We start from the raw sequence: 17,766 nt of genomic DNA on the forward strand, positions 1-17,766 counted from the left end.
GCTCAGCCGGTGCCCTTCGCGGCGATGAGCTCGGTGACCTCGTCCGGGGGCGAGGTGCAGTCGTCGCCCGACGGCTCCTCGTCCGACGCCTCGCCCTCGATGCCGACGTCCTCCACCGGCTGGGTGCCCAGCCGCTCCAGGTGCGGCGGCACGCGCGCCTCGGCGTTGAGGACGTGCGACCGGCTCAGCCAGCCCAGGCCGTCGTCCACCTCGAAGTCCATCCCGCCGCCCGGTGCGCGCTGCACGTGCCCGGGGGAGGGGAGCAGGCCGACGATCCGGACGGCCTGCTGCTGCGTCAGGTCGGCCGGGGAGACGTCGAACCAGTACCAGGACGCCGCGCACACGCCGTAGATCGTCGGGCCGAACTGGGCGTAGTTGACGTAGAGCTCGAGCATCCGGCGGTCGTCGATGAGCGCGGCGACCTCCACCGACAGCAGCGCCTCGACACCCTTCCGCATCGCGCTCAGCTCCTGGTTGAGGAACAGGTTCTTGGTCACCTGCTGCGGGATGGTCGAGCCCGACGGGTCCTCCTCGCCGGCCAGGTGCGCCTGCGCGCGCTCCCACAGGTCCGCCCACTCGAAGGCGCCCTCGCGGGTGGGCAGCGCGGAGTCCTCGTGCGCGATGACCGCGGCCAGGAACGTGCGGGACACGTGCTCCACCGGCACCGACTGCTGGATGGCGCCGTCCGGGTTGGCCTGCATGAACGCCGTGGTCGGAGGGTCGACCCAGCGCAACGACAGCACGATCAGCCCCTGGACGACGGCGAGCACCGCGAGCAGCTTCGCCACCCGGCGCAGCAGCGTCCGCCGGCGGGGACGTCGCGGACGGCGGCCCCGCCGACCCGGCTCCGGAGCGGGCGGGAACGGCGGCTGCGGGGGCGGGGAGGACGGGCGCTCGCCGGCCGGGGGAGCGCCGTACCAGTCGTGCGGAGGGCCGTACCCGTCGTTCCGCGGCGGCGGAGGCCGGTCGAGCCGGGGGCCCCGGACCGGGCGACCGTACTCGTCGAAGCGCAGCGGCGCCTCGGCCGGCGGGCCGGGGTTCGGCGGCGGCCCGGCGGGCGGACGGCGGAACGGGCGGGTGGCCCGGCGGTCCGGCTCGTAGGAGCCCATGAGGTGCTGCTCCTCTCGTCGCGTCCGGGCCAGGCTAGGTCGGCAACCTGGGAGCGGCGCCGTGCACGGCCGGGGGCGGGTCAGCCGGGCAGGTCGAGCCAGGCCTCGATGCGGTCGAGCTCCTCGTGGGTCAGCCCGAGCTGGTAGTCGGGGGCCACGACCAGGACCTGGCCATTCGCGGCCAGCCACTCGCTGATGTCCTCGGCCTGCTCGGCGAGGTCGTCGTCGATCCAGACGATCCGCCGTCCCGGCTCGGCCCGGGCGACCTGCTGCGCCGCCGCCAGCTTCCACCACCCGGACGCGGCGGCGCGGGCTCCGCCGTAGCCGGTGGGCAGCAGCTCGCGGCCGTGCGTGCGCAGCCCGCGCGGCAGCTGCAGGGGTTCGGCGAGCAGCCGGTCGGCCATCTCCGTCCAGGTGGTCAGCCACTGCAGCTCCACCCGGCCCGACTCGTGCAACGCCCGCAGCCGGGCGACGACCGTGGGGTCCCACGACAGCACGTAGCCGTTGAAGCGCCCGCGCCGCCAGCCCTCGGGCAGGTCCACGCGCACCGCGTTCAGCACGCCGTCGACGTCGAGCAGCAGGACCGGCGGAGGAGTCACGCCCTCTGCCTACCCGGCCGCCAGTCGTCGGAGTCCCCGCAGCGTCGCGCCCGCCGGTCGCGCCGGAGGCGGGCGGCGGCGCGGATCAGGCGGTGATGGCGTCGCGGCGCTGCACGCGCAGCCGACGGCGCTCGCGCTCGGACAGGCCGCCCCAGATGCCGAAGCGCTCGTCGTTGCGCAGCGCGAACTCCAGGCACTCGGCCCGCACCTCGCACCCGGTGCAGACGCGCTTGGCGTCGCGGGTGGAGCCGCCCTTCTCCGGGAAGAAGGCCTCCGGGTCGGTCTCGCCGCACAGCGCCGACAGCCGCCACGACTCGTCGCCGCCGGCCGGCGCCGCGGCCCAGGGCTGCGACCACGAGTCGGTGGCGGGCTCGGACCACGAGGAGGTCCAGGTCGGCTCGTCGGCCGGGGAGGAGTCGGGGACCAGGGACAGGAAGGGGCGGTACGAGGACACGGGATGCTCCAGGGGAAGTGGGGCGGTGGTGACGGACCGGTACGGGCCGTCGGCTGTCCGTAACGTTATGCGGCCGTGATCCGGGAGGCTCCGGCGCATCCATCCGAAACAAGCGCGACCGTTTGGCGGTTTGTGTCCCCATGTCGACACGTCGACGTGTCGCCGGCCGGTCTCCCCGAAGGCGCACGGGAGACCGGCCGGCGGACGACGGGTCAGGCGACGCGCCGCGCGGCGGTGATGCCCGGCATCGAGCTGACCGGCACGATCGAGACCGGGGTGCCGTAGGTCGAGGAGTGGACCATCACCCCGTAGCCGAGGTAGATGCCGACGTGCCCCACCGGCGAGTAGAAGAAGAGCAGGTCACCGGCCCGCAGGTCGCGGTGGGCGACGGGAACGCCCGCCGTCGACTGGGCGCGGGAGGTGCGCGGCAGGGTGACGCCCACCGCCTTGAACGACGAGTAGACGAGCCCGGAGCAGTCGAAGGCGTCGGGGCCGGCGCCGCCCCAGCGGTAGGGCTTGCCCTGCTGGGCCATCGCCACGTGCGCCGCGGCCAGCGCGGTGTCGCGCGGAGCGGCGGTGTAGGCGACCGGGAGTGCCGTGGCGGCCGAGACCTGAGCCGGCACGGCGGTGGGAGCGGGGCCGGCGTGCGCCGAGGCAGCCACCGGCGAGAGCGCGATTCCCGCGCCGGTGAGGAGGGCGAAGGTGGCCCCGCGGAGGGAACGACGGGCGGTCGAGGACGTGCGGAAGGTCGTCATGGACGACGGTTCTCCTGTTCTCCGTGAACCGCCTACCGGGTTAGCTGACGGGTTCGGGCGGGGAGATCGCCCGGCGGACCGGTCGCGCCGGTTCCGCTTCACCCCGGGACTTCGGTGGGTCCCCGGTCCGGCGCCGGACATCCGGTCGCCGGTTCGGCGGTGCCCGGCCGGGGGTCACCGAGGCGGTGACGAGAGGGGACTCGGCCGGACGGCGCCGACGCTAGGTGCGGCCGCCGGTCCCGGCAGCAGGACGCCACGCCCGGCCGGAAGCCCCCCCGCGGCACGACCACGCGCGGGCGACGCGCGGCCCCACCACGCCGAACACCGCCGGCCCTGTGTCCCGACCGACGACCGCGCGACGGAGCGCGATCGACCGCTTACTCCGCTCTCGCGGCGTGGCGTGACCGCAACCGCTGCACGCGTGTCCGGTGCGCTCGGTCCAGACGTCGCCCGCTCCCGCCGGCAGCACCATCGGGCGACCTCGTCGGCTCGTGCGGTTGACGGGCGCCCGGACGGGGCACCGGACCGACGAGTCCACAGCAACAGGAGGCGCACATGGCCGGGATGATCCGGAAGCTCATCGTGTCCGGGGTCGCTGCGCGGGTGATCCAGGAAGCCCGCAAGCCGCAGAACCAGGCGAAGATCAAGAAGATGATCGCCGACTTCCAGAACAAGAACGGCGGCACCAAGCGCCGCTGATCGACCAGCACGTTCCGACGGCCCCCGTCCGCACCCGCGGCCGGGGGCCGTCGGCGTCCGGCCCGGGCGGCGCGGCGGTGTAGTAGACCGGGCAGATGCACCGCATCGCCGTCCTCGACGACTACCAGTCCGTCGCCGCCGACTTCTGCGACTGGTCGCAGGTCCCCGGCCCCGTCCGCGTCGTGGAGTTCCACGACGCCGTCGCTGACCCCGACGCCCTGGTCGCCCGGCTCGAGTCGTTCGACGTCGTCCTCGCGATGCGGGAGCGCACCGAGTTCCCCCGCAGCCTGCTCGAGCGGCTGCCCCACCTGCGGCTGCTGGTCACCACCGGGATGCGGAACCGGGCCATCGACGTCGCCGCCGCCACCGAGCTCGGCATCACCGTGTGCGGCACCGGGTCCGGCGCCGCGGCGACCGTCGAGCTCACCTGGGGGCTGATCCTCGCCACCCTCCGGCAGATCCCGCGCGAGGACGCCTCGATCCGCTCCGGTGGCTGGCAGCAGACCCTCGGCGGTGACCTGGACGGTGCCCGGCTCGGCGTCGTCGGGCTCGGGCGGCTGGGCAGCCGGGTGGCGCGCGTCGGGCAGGCGTTCGGGATGGACGTCGTCGCGTGGAGCCAGAACCTGACCGACGAGCGGGCCGCGGAGGTCGGCGTCCGGCGGGTGGAGCGGGACGAGCTCTTCGCGACGGCCGACGTCGTGACGATCCACCTGCTGCTGTCCCGGCGCACCCGTGGCCTGATCAGCGCCGACGACCTGGGCCGGATGAAGCCGACGTCGGTGCTGGTGAACACCAGCCGCGGCCCGATCGTCGACCAATCGGCGCTGCTGGACGCGCTGCACGGCGGGCGCATCGCGGGTGCCGGGCTGGACGTGTTCGATGCCGAACCCCTGCCGCGGGACTCCCCGCTGCGCTCGGCGCCGCGCACCGTGCTGACCCCGCACCTGGGCTACGTCACCCGCGGCACCTACGAGATCTTCTACGGCGAGGCGGTGGAGGACGTCGCCGCGTGGGTGGCCGGCGAGCCGGTCCGGGTGATCCAGCAGTAGGTCCACGGACAGTCGGTCTCTGCCCCTGCAGGCGGGGCAGAGACCGACTGTGCAGAGGTGAACAGTCGGGCAGCTCAGACGAGGAAGCGGTAGGCCGTCGAGCCGGGGGTGAGGTGCTCGATCCGCAGCGGGCTGGCCTCGATCCGCTCCAGCAGCTCGGCCAGCCCCTCGGCGCGCCCCAGCTCGATGCCGGTCAGCGCCGCGCCGGTCTCCCGGTTGTCTCGCTTCACGTACTCGAACCGCACGATGTCGTCGTCGGGGCCGAGCACCTCGTCCAGGAAGCGGCGCAGCGCACCGGGCTCCTGGGGGAACTCGACGAGGAAGTAGTGCTTGAGCCCGCGGTGCACCAGCGAGCGCTCGACCACCTCGGCGTAGCGGCTGACGTCGTTGTTGCCGCCGGACAGCACGCACACGACGGTCTGTGCCGGCTCGAGCGTCACGAGCCCGCCGCTCAGCGCGGCCGTGGCCAGGGCGCCCGCGGGCTCGGCGATGATCCCGTCGGTCTGGTAGAGGTCGAGCATCTCGGTGCAGATCTGGCCCTCGGGCACGGCGAGCAGCTCCGCGCCGGAGTCGCGCACCAGGGGGTAGGTGACCGCGCCGGCGCGGCGCACCGCGGCGCCGTCGACGAAGGTGTCCATCTCGTCGAGGTCCACCGGGCCGCCGGCGGCCATCGCCGCGGCCATGTTGGTCGCCCCTGCCGGCTCGACGCCGATGAGCCGGGTCGTGGGGGAGGCGGCGTGCAGCCAGGTGCCGGCGCCGGCGAGCAGCCCGCCGCCGCCGACGGGCAGGAGGACGACGTCGGGCGGCTCGGGCAGCTGGTCGAGGATCTCCACGGCGACGGTCGCCTGGCCGGCCACCGTCGCCGGTGAGTCGAACGCGGGGACCAGAGTCGCGCCGGAGGCGGCGGCGAACTCCGCGGCTGCGGCTGCCGCGTCGTCGTAGGAGTCGCCGGAGATCACCAGCTCCACCATGTCGCCGCCGAGCGCGGCGATCCGCTCCCGCTTCTGTCGTGGCGTCGTCCCCGGTACGAACACCCGGCCGCGCACCTGCAGCGCCCGGCAGGCGTAGGCGACTCCCTGGCCGTGGTTGCCGGCGCTGGCGCACACCACCCCGGCGGCGCGTTCCGCCTCGGGGAGCGCGGCGATCATCGTGTAGGCGCCGCGGATCTTGTACGAGCGCCCGACCTGCAGGTCCTCGCGCTTGAGCCACACGTCGGCGCCGGTCAACCCGGAGAGCCGGGCGTTACGCTGCAACGGAGTCCGCTCGGCCACGCCCTCGAGCCGGCGGACGGCGTCGCGCACCTCGGCGGGAAAGCGGTCAGGGGTCGGGGTCGGCGCGCTCACCCGGTCATCGTCGTCCACGGGCCCCGTCGGCCCGCAGGGAGGCGGTCAGTCCGGCAGCAGGCGCAGCTGGGGTCCGCTGCGCAGCTTCTTCTCCAGGACGACGCGGTGCCGGCCGTCCTCGGCGCGGACGAACTGCAGGTCGTCGACCAGTGCCTTCATGAGCACCAGCCCGCGGCCGTACTCCAGCGGTGAGCCCTCGGGTGCGGTGGCGGCCTCGAAGTCGAAGCCCTGCCCGTCGTCCAGGACGCTGATCAGGCAGGTGTCGTCGGTGATCGCGACGTCGACCTGGTACTCCTCGCGCTCGCCGGCGTGCTGCACCACGTTGGCGCACGCTTCGGTGAGCGCCAGCCCGATCTCCTCGATCGTCGGAGTGGCGACGTCGAGGTGCTCGAGGGTCTGCCGCAGCAGCCCCCGCATCAGCGGCAGGCTGCGCGCGTCCCTCGGAAGGCGGACGCTGAACGAGATGTCCATGGCAGGTCTGTCCCCTCGGCACCGATGACCTAGTCTCGTAATACGACCAGGTGGGAGAGGCGGTGCAGTGCAGTTCGACGTGGAGCGGGCGACCGTGGCCGGCCGGCCCGCGCTCACCGTACGTGGTGAGCTCGATCTGGCGACCGCCCCGCGCCTCGACACGGCGGTGGACGAAGCCCTGCAGCGCCGGGTCGACTCCCTGGTCGTCGACCTGACGCACACCACGTTCCTCGACTCCTCCGGCGCCCGCACCCTGCTCACCGTCGCCCGCAAGGCCGAGTCGGCGGGGGTGGGGCTGGTCGTGCTGGCGCCCCGCACGAACGGTCCGGTGCGGCTCACCATCGACCTGCTCGACCTCGGCGCCTTCGTGCCGCTCGTCGCCTCGGCCGGCGAGATCCCCACCGGTATCGCCGGACGCGACGCCGGCACGTGACCACCCCGCGGGTGGACGACGAGGCGCTCCGGCGCTGCGCCGAGGAACCGATCGCGATCCCGGGGGCCGTCCAGCCGCACGGGGTGCTGCTCGCGGTCACCGAGCCCGGCCTCGACGTCGTCGTGGCGTCCGCGAACGCGGCGTCGCTCTTCGGCGGTCCGGTGAGCACGTTGCTCGAGGTGCTGGACGACGACGCCCTGACCCGGCTGCGCGAGGGGCTCTCCGGCGACCTGGCCGAGGTCAACCCGCTGCGCACGACGGTGACCGGCGTGGAGATCGACCTGGTGGTGCACCGCGCCGACGGGCTGCTGCTCACCGAGTGGGAGCCGGTGCCCGGCGCCGAGCAGGCGGGCGCCGCGTGGCACCGCCGGCTGCCCAGCGTGCTGCAGCGGCTGTCCGCGTCGACCACGCTCGAGCGGCTGGCGGAGACGCTCGCACGCGACGTCCGCACCGTCACCGGCTTCGACCGCGTGATGGTCTACCGCTTCGACCCGGAGTGGAACGGCGAGGTGATCGCCGAGGACCGCCGCGAGGACCTGGAGCCGTTCCTCGGCCTGTGGTTCCCCGCCGGCGACATCCCCGCCCAGGCCCGTGCGCTGTACACGACCAACTGGATGCGGCTGATCCCCGACGCCGGCTACGAGCGGGTGCCGCTGGAGCCGGCGGCGAACCCCCTGACCGGACGGCCGCTGGACCTGTCGGGCGCGATGCTGCGCAGCGTCTCGCCGGTGCACCTGGAGTACCTGGCCAACATGGGCGTGGTCTCGTCCATGTCGGTCTCGCTCATCGACCGCGGCCGGTTGTGGGGCCTCATCTCCTGCCACCACTACGCCGGGCCGCACCGCCCCTCGGTCGCCGACCGCACCGCCGCCGAGTTCCTCGGCCGCACCGCCTCGCTGCTGCTGCACACGGTGGTCGCCGAGGGCGAGCAGGAGGGGATCGTCGACGTCGCCGAGCGAGCCGCCGAGCTGGCCGCGGCGGTGGGCCACCCCGCGCGCCCTGGGCGGGGCGCTCACCGAGCAGGACGTCACCGTGCTCGACCTGGTGCCCGCCGCGGGTGCGGCCATCCGGCTGGACGGGCAGCTCCGGCTGCTGGGGGACACCCCGCCCGCCCAGCGGGTGCCCGAGCTCGTCGCCGCGCTGCTGGCCGCCGGGGCCACCGCCACCGACGCGGCCGCCCGGGTGGTGCCCGCGGCGAAGGATCTGTCGGACACGGCCAGCGGGGTGCTCGCCGTCCCGCTGAGCGGTGGCGACTTCCTGGCCTGGTTCCGGCCGGAGACGTTGCGCGAGGTGACCTGGGGCGGCAACCCGTACGCGTCCAAGGTCGCGCAGACCGACGACGGCCCGCGGCTGAGCCCGCGCCGGTCGTTCGCGGCCTGGAGCGAGACGGTGCGGGGCACCTCCGCGCCCTGGCGGGAGCACGAGGTGGCCGCGGCGCGCGCGCTGGCCGCACTCCTCACCGCCGCCGCGCTCAACCGCTCCGAGGAGGACAACCGGCTGGTAGGGGCGCTCCAGCGCACCCTCCTGCTGCAGGAGCTGCCCCGGGTGCCCGGCGTCGCGCTGGCGGCCCGCTACCGGCCCAGCGCCGAGGACGTCGTCGGCGGCGACTGGTACGACCTCGTGCCCCTGCCCGGCGGGACGCTCGCCGTCGTCGTCGGGGACGTCGCCGGCCACGGGCTCGCCGCCGCGTCGGTCACCGCGCAGCTGCGGCACGCGCTGCGCGCCCAGCTGCTGCGCGCCGCCGGTCCGGCCGCGGCGCTCGAGCTGCTCAACGAGATGACCAGCGCGCTGCTGCCCGGTGAGCTGGCGACCGTGGTGGTCGCCGAGCTCGATCCCGGGACGGGGGACGTCGTCGTCGCCAGCGCCGGGCACCTTCCGGTGCTGCACGCGCACGACGGGACCGCCGAGTACGTGATGGGCGGCCGGGGTCCGGCCCTGGGCGTGCTCGACCGGCCGACCTACGCCGAGGCGCGGCTCACGCTGGCCGGGGACGACCGGTTGCTGCTGTTCAGCGACGGGCTGGTCGAGCGCGGGCGGGGCGGGCTGCAGCGCGGGCTGGACGCGCTGCGCGAGGCGGTGGCGGCCGGGCCGGCCGGTGCCGAGCCGCTGCTGGACGCGGTGCTCGCCTCGCTGGCACCGCCGGACGCCGACGACGTGACGGTGCTGGCGCTCGCGCGGACCTGAGCCCCCGCGGTGCGGTTGCGTCTCGCAACTGCCGATGCGTAGGGGTGGAACGCCGAGCACGCTCGGCGGGCAGCCCGAACGCACGCCGACGCAGGAGCACACCCCCCATGTCCCACCGGACGCTCTCCCGACGCCTCGGCCGCACGGCCGCCGCGCTCGCCACGATCGGCGCGCTGGCGCTCAGCACCGGCTGCGGCCCGGAGGAGGCGCAGGCCGCGGCCGAGCCGAGCGAGACCGCCGCCGCTCCGACGCCGGTCATGGTGCCGTGGCCGCTCACCGGCGTGGAGGTCGAGGCAGTGCCCGCGCGCCCCGCGCTGGCGGTGAAGATCGAGAACTCGGTGGCCGCGCGCCCGCAGAGCGGCCTCAACGCCGCCGACGTGGTGTGGGAGCAAGTCGTCGAGGGCGGCATCACCCGGTTCGTCGCCGTGTTCCACTCGACCCTGCCGCCGGACATCGGGCCGATCCGCTCCGTGCGGCCCATGGACGCCGCGATCGCGGGCCCGTTGAAGGGGCTGTTCGCGTTCTCGGGTGGGCAGCCGGGATACGTGAAGGCCATCGCCGATGCCGGTGCGCAGGTGCTCAGCCAGGGGTCCGGCGCCGGGGGCTACTTCCGGCTGGACAGCCGCGACGCGCCGCACAACGTGTACGCGAAGCCCGCCGACCTCCTCGTCCAGGCCGACCCCGCCCACCAGGCCGCGCCGGTCGGTGAGTTCGGCTTCGCGACGGCGGGCCGGCAGCCCACCGCGGTGATCTCGGGGACGCCGGCCGCGGCCGTGGACCTGAAGCTGTCGCCCAGCAGCACCCCGAGCTGGACGTGGAGCCAGCCCGACAACGGCTGGCTGCGGGCCGAGGGGAACACCCCGGCGACCACCGCGGACGGCGCGCGGGTGCGCGCCGCCAACGTCGTCGTGCTGCGGGTGGACGTCGCCAACACCAGCGCCCGCGACGCGGCCGGCAACCCGGTGCCCGAGACCAAGATGGTGGGCGGGGGGCAGGCGCTGATCGCCAGCGGCGGCCGCACCGTCGCCGCCACCTGGACTAAGGCGTCGCCGACCGACCCCGTCGTCCTCGCTCTGCCCGACGGCGGGCCGGTGGAGCTGGCGCCCGGCAACACCTGGATCGAGCTCGTGCCGAACAACGGCGGCTCGGTCACCCCGCGCTGAGCCCTGCAGGGCATGCACCGGGCCGGCGTCCCCGCGGGGACGCCGGCCCGGTGTGGTCAGTCGCCCTTGACGTTGACGATCTGACGCAGCGTGTGCCGCACCTCGACCAGATCGGCCGCGTCGGCCATCACCTGGTCGATCGGCTTGTACGCGTCGGGGTGCTCGTCGAGGAACGCGTCCGAGTGCCCCCACGCGATGCCGGCCATCCGCGCGTCCAGGTCCTGACGCGTGAACCGCTTGCGCGCGGCGGACCGCGAGAAGTTCCGGCCCGCGCCGTGCGGCGAGGACATCAGCGAGGGCACGTTCCCCTTGCCGACCACCACGTAGGACGCCGCACCCATCGAGCCCGGGATGAGGCCCAGCTGGCCCTCCCGCGCTGATATCGCGCCCTTCCGCGACAGCCACACCTCACGCCCGAAGTGGGTCTCGCGCTCGGTGTAGTTGTGGTGACAGTTGACCGTCTCGTGCCGCTCCACCTCTGCGCCGAGGAACCGGCCGAGCTGGTCGACGCAGCGGTCCATCATCTCCTCGCGGTTGAGGTAGGCGAACCGCTGCGCCCAGCGGAGCGCCTCGATGTACCGGTCGAACTCCGGCTCACCCTGCACCAGGTACGCGAGGTCCCGGTCGGGCAGCTGGATGTGCCGCTTGGCGCACTGCTCCCTGGCCGCCTTGATGTGCTTCTGCGCGAGCCGGTTGCCCACACCGCGGGAGCCGGAGTGCAGGAACAGCCAGACCCGGTCCTCCTCGTCGAGGCTCAACTCGGCAAAGTGGTTGCCGGACCCGAGCGTGCCCAGCTGCTGCGGCCACTGCCGGCTCTCCGCGTCGGCCTGCCCGGCACCCGGGGTGTCGCGCAGCTCGGCGATCCGCGGCTCGGCGGTGGGCCGGATCTTCTGGTTCCGGCCGCCGGCCGACAGCGGGATCGAGCGCGAGATCTGGTCGTGCAGCACGTCCAGCGGGCGGCCGGCGACGTCGTCGGCGGTGAACTGCGTGCGGACGGCGATCATGCCGCAGCCGATGTCCACGCCGACCGCCGCCGGGATGATCGCGCCGTCGGTCGGGATGACCGAGCCGACGGTCGCGCCCATGCCTAGGTGGGCGTCGGGCATGAGGGCCACGTGCGGGTGGATGAACGGCATCTGCGCGGTGCGCTCGGCCTGCTCGCGGGTGGTGTCCTCCAGGATCGACGCCCAGTTGAGCAGGCGTCCGTTGATCTTCTCCATCGTCCTTTCGATTCGCTCCGAGTGCGGTCAGGGGGTGCTGCGCAGCCGGTGCAGTGAACACTCGCGAGCGATCCGGCGCACCCGCTTTACCCCCGTCGCCCGGGGTGCACCGTCCGGCCTCGAACGAGGGAGGACGCCATGACTGAGGGACCGCGTCCCGCCGGCGGGACGAACGAACCGTCGCAGGAGGCAGGCGTGCCCGACGCCACCGGCCCGCAGGGCTGAGGCCGGCGTCCGCTGACCTCTTGTCTGCTTTTCCGCGGAAAAGCGGAGTAGGGGTCAGCAGGTGAGCAGGCCGTTGGGCTGCTCGGTGAGCGTGCCGCGCTCGATCGCCGCGGTCAGCGCCTGCTCCAGGACGCCGGTCACCGCCGCGGAGCGGCGCTTGTGCCCGAAGACGGCCGCGGTCTGGGTGAGCAGCTCGCCACGGCCCATCCCGGCCGAGGCGCGGCACAGCACACGCATCGCGTTGCCGATCTCCTCCGGCGCGACCTGGTCGATCGGCCGGTCGGTGCTCGACACCTGACGGCGGAAGCCCTCGTAGCTCTCCGGCGTGACGCCCTCGGGCCACAGGTGCTCGCCCTGCACCGCCGACGGGGGCAGCAGCGACAGCAGCGCCGACTTCCGCGACGCGGTGGCCCGGTTGAGCCCGAACGCCCCGACGGTCAGCTTGGCCAGCCGGTCGACGTGGATCGGACCCTCGGCCTTGATGCCGGCGGCCAGCACCCGGCGCACCACCCGCGCGGCCTTGGACGCCGGCAGCTCGTCGAGCACCGACTTCTCCCCGGCGGTCTTCGGGATCCACGGCACGAAGGGGCTCTCGCCCTCCAGCGGCACCGGTCCGGCGGGCCTGCGCGGCGCCGGCTTGGACGCGGGCTTCGGCGCCGGGGTGGTGGGCACCGCGACCGACGCGGTCACCGACGAGCGCAGCGCCGCCACGCCCTTGAACGACTCGATCGCCGCCGTCGGCAGGGGGATGGGGGCCGCGACCACCGCGGTGGACGGCGCCGAGTCGACCGCCTCGACCAGCCGGTCGACGACGGCCGACGGCTCGCGCAGCCACGACGGCAGCCACACGCGGGAGACGACCGGCCAGCGGAGCAACCCCTCAAGCACCTCGCCCGGCAGCCCGTCGCGGTCACCGACCGTGCCGCGGCGCGCCCAGGCCGGACCGTCCAGCAGCACCGCGGCCACCGGGGTCTCCGGGTCGACGGGTCGGCTGATCGACAGGTCGACGCGGAACTCCGAGAGGCCGACGTCGGTGCGCACGACCAGACCGCGGTCGCGCAGCCGGGCGGCGATCTCCTCGCGGTGCCGGTCCACGACGGCGACCGACCGCGGGGAGCGCGGCAGCACGTCGGTGCCCCGCTCGGCCATGTCGAGGTAGGCGCGCAGGTGCTTGATGCCCACCGACGACGTCTCCTCGGCCCGCAGCTGCTCGGGGTCGAACGAGGAGAAGACGACGACCTGCCGCCGCGCGCGGGTGATGGCGACGTTGAGCCGCCGCTCGCCACCGCTGCGGTTGAGCGGGCCGAAGTTCAGCGGCAGCGTGCCGTCGGCGGTGGGGGAGAAGCCGGTGGAGAAGAACACGACGTCGCGCTCGTCGCCCTGCACGTTCTCCAGGTTCTTGACGAACAGGCCCTCGCCGTCGGTGCGGTCCAGGGCCGCGGCCAGCCGCTCGTCGTCGGCGTCGCGCAGCAGCGACTCGATGTAGGAGCGCTGCTGGGCGTTGAAGGTGACCACGCCGATCGAGGGCACCGCGTCGACGCCGTCCCACTTGGGCACCGCGTCGAACCGGCGGCGGATCTCGGCGACGATCGCCTTGGCCTCGATCGGGTTGGTCCGCAGCAGCCGGCCGGCACCCGAGCGGTGGAAGGTGCCCGGCACCCGCACCAGGGAGACGCCCCGGCCGTCGGGCTCCGACGACGCCCGGCCGTGCGTGGGCGCGGGGAACGACGACAGCCGGTTCTCGTAGTACTGCGCGTTGGAGAACGCGATGAGCGACTCGTCCTGGCTGCGGTAGTGCCACGACAGCCAGTGCCGGGGCACCCGCGCCTGCACGCACTCGCTGAGGATCGACTCCTCGTCCTCGACCGCGGTCTCCACCTCGACGACGTCGTCGGACACCGAGGCGGTCGGCTCGAGGAAGGACGTCGGCGGCATCTGCTTGGAGTCACCGACGACGACGGCGGCCTTCGCGCGGCCCAGCGCGCCCACGGCGTCGGCGACCCGGATCTGCGAGGCCTCGTCGAACACCACCAGGTCGAACTGCGCCGCGGCGGCCGGGAAGAAGCGGGCCACCGAGTCCGGCGACACCAGCACGCACGGCATCACCGTGGTGATCAGCTCGCCGTACTGCGCCAGCAGCTGGCGCACGCCCAGCCCGCGGCGCTGCTTGGCCAGCTCGCGCTGCAGCGCGCCCACCTGGCCGGCGCCCGAGGCCGCGTCGAACGGCCGCGACGCCAGCACCGAGGCCGGCAGCGACTGGGTCAGGTGCTCGCGCACGGCCCGGGAGGCGGCGGCAAAGCGGGTGATCGCCTTCTCGTGCGCGCCCTCGTCGAACAGGTCCAGCCCGGTGGCGTCGAGGCGCTCGGTCACCGACGCCATCGCCAGGCCCCGGTCCAGGGCGCGGACGGCGTCGTCGGCGGTGACCGTCCCGGTGACCAGCAGCCGCCGGGCGTCGAAGAGCCCGGCGAAGCGCAGCGGCTCCAGGGTGTCGAGGAAGGTGACCCAGCGGCGCAGCGACATGAGCACCGAGCCGTCGGTCCCGCGCTCGGGCCGGGTCATCGACCAGCGCAGCGTGAAGCCGTCGTCCCCGGTCCAGGCGGCGAGCTGGTCGGCGCTCGTGGCGCACACCCCGACCAGCGCGGTCACCGAGCGCTGCAGCCGCTCCACGGCGTCGGCCGGCTCCGGGCCCACCGGCATGCCGGCCACGATCAGCTTGCGCAGCTGGACGTGGAAGGACGACGAGCCGTCCACCGCCTGCCCCGCCCGGCGCAGCCAGGCGACCTGGCGCTCGGGCAGCTGCGGGTCGACGAACGGGTTCCAGCCCTCGGGCACGGCCAGCCCCGGGACGGCGTTGACGCGGCCGGCGATCTGTTGCACCGCGGTCTGCACCCGCCACAGGTTCTCCACCAGCGCGGGGACGTCCTTCGGCTTGACCTTGGCGTCGGCACGCAGGTGCCGGGCCAGCCGGTCGCGCACCGCGATCAGCCGGCCCCGGCGGCCCCACCAGGACGACGCGGCGGCGGTCTGCGCGGCCACGTAGACGTCGGCCAGCGGCAGCGCCAGCACCTCGGGGTCGACCAGGTCCATGCCGGGGTGCCGGAAGGCGAGGAAGGCCGCGATCTCGCCGAGCACCGCGCCGGTCGCCGTCGTCCAGCGGCCGGAGAACGTCTCGTCGAGGACGTCGAGCCCGACCGCCGGGCCGGCGAGCAGGTGACCCAGCGCCGCGAAGTCGTCAGGGGTGCGCGCGTGGCGCAGCACCTGGGTGAGCTCAGGGTGGCCGGCGACCGCGCGCACCGCCTCGTCGACGGCGGTGGCCGCCGCCTGGGTGGCGGGCAGGTCGATCGCGGGGGAGTCGACGAACGCCCACGGGTGCCGCAGCGAGGGGCGGGTCAGGTCGGCGATCTCGGGCAGCAGCGCGAGCGCCCGGCGGATCTGGGTGAGCACCTCGGGTGCGGCGTTGGCCACGAACGGCAGCGGCACCGGCAGCGGCTCGACGTCGGTGCCGGCGGTCAGCTCGGCGGTGCGGGCGGTGTACAGCGAGAGCCCGACGGCGTTCTCGGTGTGCAGCCGGTCGGCGTAGCGGGCCAGCAGCCGGCGGGCCGAGCGCAGGTTCTCCGTGTCGGCGGCCAGCCCCTGGTCGTCGACGGCGACCGCGTGCTCCAGCGCCAGCCGGACCTGCGCCCGCACCATCGAGGCGCGGCTGCCCTTGTCGTGCAGGTCGAGGGCGAACATCCCCATGCCGACGGCGTCCAGGCGGCGGGCGACGACGTCCAGGGCCGCCCGCTTCTCGGCCACGAACAGCACCCGTTTGCCCTCGGCGACCGCCCGGGTGAGCAGGTTGGTGATGGTCTGCGACTTGCCGGTGCCGGGAGGGCCCTCGAGGACGAAGGTGCGCCCGGCGTCCGCCTCGGCGATGGCGCGCAGCTGCGAGGCGTCGGCGGGAGCGGGCAGCTGGGCGGCCAGGTCGTCGAGGTCGGCGTAGGCGCCGGTGTCCAGCGCCGGGTCGGTGAACGGCTCGGTCGGTTCGTGCACCAGGTGGGCGACCAGCGGGTTCTCCGCGAAGTCGGCCCAGTGCTCGTCGAGGTCCTTCCACAGCCGGTACTTGGCGAACTGGAGGACGGCGAGGTCCGCCGTCGCCTCGACCCGGTAGGGCAGGCCGTGGCCGACGAGCGCGACCCGCATCGCCTCCAGCGCCGCCTCGACGTCCATGGTGCCGTCGGCGGTCTCGGTCAGCGTCGGGATGGAGAGCCCGTGCAGCTGGCGCAGCTTCTCCAGCAGGCAGTAGTTGGGGGCGGTGCTGCCCGACTCGTCGAGCGCGAGCCGGTAGGAGCCGGTGCGGCTGAGCGGGGTCAGCGTGACCGGGATGAGCACCAGCGGCGAGCGCAGCGACCGGCCGTCGAGCTCCCACACCAGCGAGCCCAGCGCCAGGTACAGGTTGTTGGCGCCGGTCTCCTCCTGCACCGTCTTCGCCCGGTAGGCGAGGTTGCGCAGCCGCGGCAGGTAGCCCCCGGTGGTGACGTCGGCGTGCACCTCGCGGCGCTCGACGAGCAGGTCGGCCAGTTGGGTCGAGGGCAGGTCGGCGGCGCCGGTCAGGCCGCGCTCGGTCTGGACGGCGGCGAGCTTGTCACCGGGCAGCAGCGTGATGGGGGTGCCGTCGTGGACGAACCGCTCCAGCACCGGCAGCGCGGCATCCGGCACGGTCAGCGCCAGCCCGGTGCGGTCGGTGTAGTTGATCAGCCGGTTGCGCAGGCTCAGGTCCAGCAGCGCGTTCTTCCACTGCTGCACCCGCGGCGGCGCCTCGGGCCGGGGGGCGGACGTCGTCGTCGTCCCCTCCGGCGGCGCCGGGGCGCTGTGCACCGCGGCCCGGTACTCGACGACCTGCAGCACGCCGGCCTCGTCGCGGGCTCGGGCGGGCAGCGGCACGATGCCGTCGCGCCGCGCGCGGTGGACGTCGGTGACGCCGACGATCCGGTCCAGCTCACCGCTGAGCCAGCGGTCGTAGGCGGGCCGGTGCAGGTCGGTGCCGGGCTCGCCGGTGCCGGTGAGCAGCGTGGTCTCGACCAGGCCGATGAGCCCCAGGTCGACCAGGTTGACCAGCCCCGCGGCGTCGGTGGTCGCGGCGGACTCGGCGCTGCGCTCCTCGCGCCAGTAGCCCAGGAAGGAGTGCCCCTCGGCGAGCCAGAGCAGCGGCCGGATGCCCGCCTGCTCCAGCGCCGCGGCCAGGAGCACCACGGTGTCCAGCGGCGTCCCCACCTTCCAGGTCAGGACGTCGCCCGGCGTCCGCACCTGCTGGCCGACTTCGGACCAGGTGGCCGGCGGCTCGCTGTAGCGGATGCCGCGGGCGCGCAGCGTCTCGGCGATCGAGGCGACCACCTCGTCGACGCGCTCCGCCGTCGCGGCGTACCCGACGAGCGCGCCGCTGCCGGTCGCCTGCTCGAGGTGGTCGGCGGCCTCGGCCACGAGCGCGGTGACGGCGGGGTGGTTCGGCATGACGTGCGCGGCGAGCATCTCCAGCGCCAGCGGCAGGGGAGAGGCCAGCCACTGGTTGGCGGCGAGCACCTGCACGGGCTTGGCGGCCTCACCGACGATGGCGGGGCCGTCCTCGCCGCTGACCAGCACCTCGACGTCGATGACGCCGGGCCGCTGCTCCTCGACCTGCAGCATGGCGGCCGGGTCCATGACCAGGCCGACGTCGGTGAGCACCGTCGTGCGGCCGGCGTCGAGGTCGGCCAGCAGCTCGACCGGCCGGGCGATCGGGCCCTCGGCGTCGCGCACCGACAGCCGCACGGTCGCGCCGCGGAGGGTCGCCTCGGAGGTGAGCGCCAGCCGCGGGACGACCGGGATGCCGTTGTGCGCCAGGGCGTAGCTGAGCACCGGGGTGGAGGTGATCTCGATGGAGACCGCCGCCGTCCGCGGCGCCACGGCGTCGCCGAGGTCGAGATCGGCAGTGCTCTCCATGTCACCTGTCTACCGGGTAGGACGGAAGGGTCCTCCCATGCTCCCCGACGGGTGTGGCGGATGTGACGCCTGTGCCGGTAACCCGGCCGGAATCACACGACGAG

Annotated in this window: 13 protein-coding genes and 1 riboswitch; of the genes, 5 read left to right on the forward strand and 8 right to left on the reverse strand. The window is 74.5% G+C overall.

The window, feature by feature from the left end; all coding sequences use genetic code 11:
- Window positions 1-2: 2 nt before the first annotated feature.
- The 4 genes from DQ239_RS17420 to DQ239_RS17435 form a co-directional block, all read right to left on the reverse strand.
- Window positions 3-1,109, reverse strand: coding sequence for a transglycosylase domain-containing protein (locus DQ239_RS17420; RefSeq protein WP_113835688.1), 1,107 nt, complete (start codon window positions 1,107-1,109; stop codon window positions 3-5).
- An 80-nt stretch (window positions 1,110-1,189) separates the two neighbouring features.
- Window positions 1,190-1,708, reverse strand: a complete 519-nt coding sequence (locus DQ239_RS17425) for an HAD domain-containing protein (protein WP_113835689.1) — start codon at window positions 1,706-1,708, stop codon at window positions 1,190-1,192.
- An 85-nt stretch (window positions 1,709-1,793) separates the two neighbouring features.
- Window positions 1,794-2,012 (reverse strand): WhiB family transcriptional regulator, encoded by a 219-nt coding sequence (locus tag DQ239_RS20715; protein WP_199583148.1) that lies wholly within the window; start codon window positions 2,010-2,012, stop codon window positions 1,794-1,796.
- Window positions 2,013-2,374: 362 nt separating this feature from the next.
- Window positions 2,375-2,917 (reverse strand): NlpC/P60 family protein, encoded by a 543-nt coding sequence (locus tag DQ239_RS17435; protein WP_233489446.1) that lies wholly within the window; start codon window positions 2,915-2,917, stop codon window positions 2,375-2,377.
- A 14-nt stretch (window positions 2,918-2,931) separates the two neighbouring features.
- Window positions 2,932-3,086: riboswitch (cyclic di-AMP (ydaO/yuaA leader) on the reverse strand.
- A gap of 386 nt (window positions 3,087-3,472) precedes the next feature.
- Between DQ239_RS17435 and DQ239_RS20720 the strand changes: the two genes are divergently transcribed.
- Window positions 3,473-3,616 carry a hypothetical protein gene (locus tag DQ239_RS20720; RefSeq protein ID WP_199583132.1) on the forward strand — a complete coding sequence of 48 codons (144 nt, stop codon included), beginning with the start codon at window positions 3,473-3,475 and terminating at the stop codon, window positions 3,614-3,616.
- Between the two features lie 95 nt (window positions 3,617-3,711).
- Window positions 3,712-4,665 carry a D-2-hydroxyacid dehydrogenase family protein gene (locus DQ239_RS17440; protein WP_113835692.1) on the forward strand — a complete coding sequence of 318 codons (954 nt, stop codon included), beginning with the start codon at window positions 3,712-3,714 and terminating at the stop codon, window positions 4,663-4,665.
- A 74-nt stretch (window positions 4,666-4,739) separates the two neighbouring features.
- Here DQ239_RS17440 and ilvA read toward each other — a convergent pair whose 3' ends face one another.
- The gene (gene ilvA, locus DQ239_RS17445; RefSeq protein ID WP_113835768.1) at window positions 4,740-6,008 is read right to left on the reverse strand and encodes a threonine ammonia-lyase IlvA; all 1,269 of its coding nucleotides are present in this window, start codon (window positions 6,006-6,008) and stop codon (window positions 4,740-4,742) included.
- Between the two features lie 45 nt (window positions 6,009-6,053).
- Window positions 6,054-6,479, reverse strand: coding sequence for an ATP-binding protein (locus DQ239_RS17450; protein ID WP_113835693.1), 426 nt, complete (start codon window positions 6,477-6,479; stop codon window positions 6,054-6,056).
- Between the two features lie 67 nt (window positions 6,480-6,546).
- Between DQ239_RS17450 and DQ239_RS17455 the strand changes: the two genes are divergently transcribed.
- From DQ239_RS17455 to DQ239_RS17470, 3 genes are all read left to right on the forward strand, one after another.
- Window positions 6,547-6,912, forward strand: coding sequence for an STAS domain-containing protein (locus DQ239_RS17455; protein ID WP_158544888.1), 366 nt, complete (start codon window positions 6,547-6,549; stop codon window positions 6,910-6,912).
- Window positions 6,913-7,911: 999 nt separating this feature from the next.
- Entirely contained in the window at window positions 7,912-9,096 is a 1,185-nt protein-coding gene (locus tag DQ239_RS17465; protein ID WP_255411255.1) for a SpoIIE family protein phosphatase, read from the forward strand.
- A 107-nt stretch (window positions 9,097-9,203) separates the two neighbouring features.
- Entirely contained in the window at window positions 9,204-10,259 is a 1,056-nt protein-coding gene (locus DQ239_RS17470; RefSeq protein ID WP_233489447.1) for a DUF3048 domain-containing protein, read from the forward strand.
- A gap of 56 nt (window positions 10,260-10,315) precedes the next feature.
- Here the strand turns inward: DQ239_RS17470 and DQ239_RS17475 are convergent, their stop codons facing one another.
- Together DQ239_RS17475 and DQ239_RS17480 are read right to left on the reverse strand one after the other, a co-directional pair.
- The gene (locus DQ239_RS17475; protein ID WP_113835696.1) at window positions 10,316-11,479 is read right to left on the reverse strand and encodes an RtcB family protein; all 1,164 of its coding nucleotides are present in this window, start codon (window positions 11,477-11,479) and stop codon (window positions 10,316-10,318) included.
- 279 nt (window positions 11,480-11,758) lie between these two features.
- A complete protein-coding gene (locus DQ239_RS17480; RefSeq protein ID WP_113835697.1) occupies window positions 11,759-17,662 on the reverse strand; it encodes a DUF4011 domain-containing protein in 5,904 nt (1,967 codons plus the stop codon).
- Window positions 17,663-17,766: the final 104 nt, after the last annotated feature.

The organism is Blastococcus sp. TF02-09 (assembly GCF_003319105.1).
GTDB lineage: Bacteria > Actinomycetota > Actinomycetes > Mycobacteriales > Geodermatophilaceae > Blastococcus.

What these genes read in the sequence shown, in the direction of transcription:
- DQ239_RS17420 (WP_113835688.1), bottom strand. Translation starts at nt 1,109, where the DNA reads ATGGGCTCCTACGAGCCGGACCGCCGGGCCACCCGCCCGTTCCGCCGT.
- DQ239_RS17435 (WP_233489446.1), bottom strand. Translation starts at nt 2,917, where the DNA reads ATGACGACCTTCCGCACGTCCTCGACCGCCCGTCGTTCCCTCCGCGGG.
- DQ239_RS20720 (WP_199583132.1), top strand. Translation starts at nt 3,473, where the DNA reads ATGGCCGGGATGATCCGGAAGCTCATCGTGTCCGGGGTCGCTGCGCGG.
- DQ239_RS17440 (WP_113835692.1), top strand. Translation starts at nt 3,712, where the DNA reads ATGCACCGCATCGCCGTCCTCGACGACTACCAGTCCGTCGCCGCCGAC.
- DQ239_RS17450 (WP_113835693.1), bottom strand. Translation starts at nt 6,479, where the DNA reads ATGGACATCTCGTTCAGCGTCCGCCTTCCGAGGGACGCGCGCAGCCTG.
- DQ239_RS17470 (WP_233489447.1), top strand. Translation starts at nt 9,204, where the DNA reads ATGTCCCACCGGACGCTCTCCCGACGCCTCGGCCGCACGGCCGCCGCG.
- DQ239_RS17475 (WP_113835696.1), bottom strand. Translation starts at nt 11,479, where the DNA reads ATGGAGAAGATCAACGGACGCCTGCTCAACTGGGCGTCGATCCTGGAG.
- DQ239_RS17480 (WP_113835697.1), bottom strand. Translation starts at nt 17,662, where the DNA reads ATGGAGAGCACTGCCGATCTCGACCTCGGCGACGCCGTGGCGCCGCGG.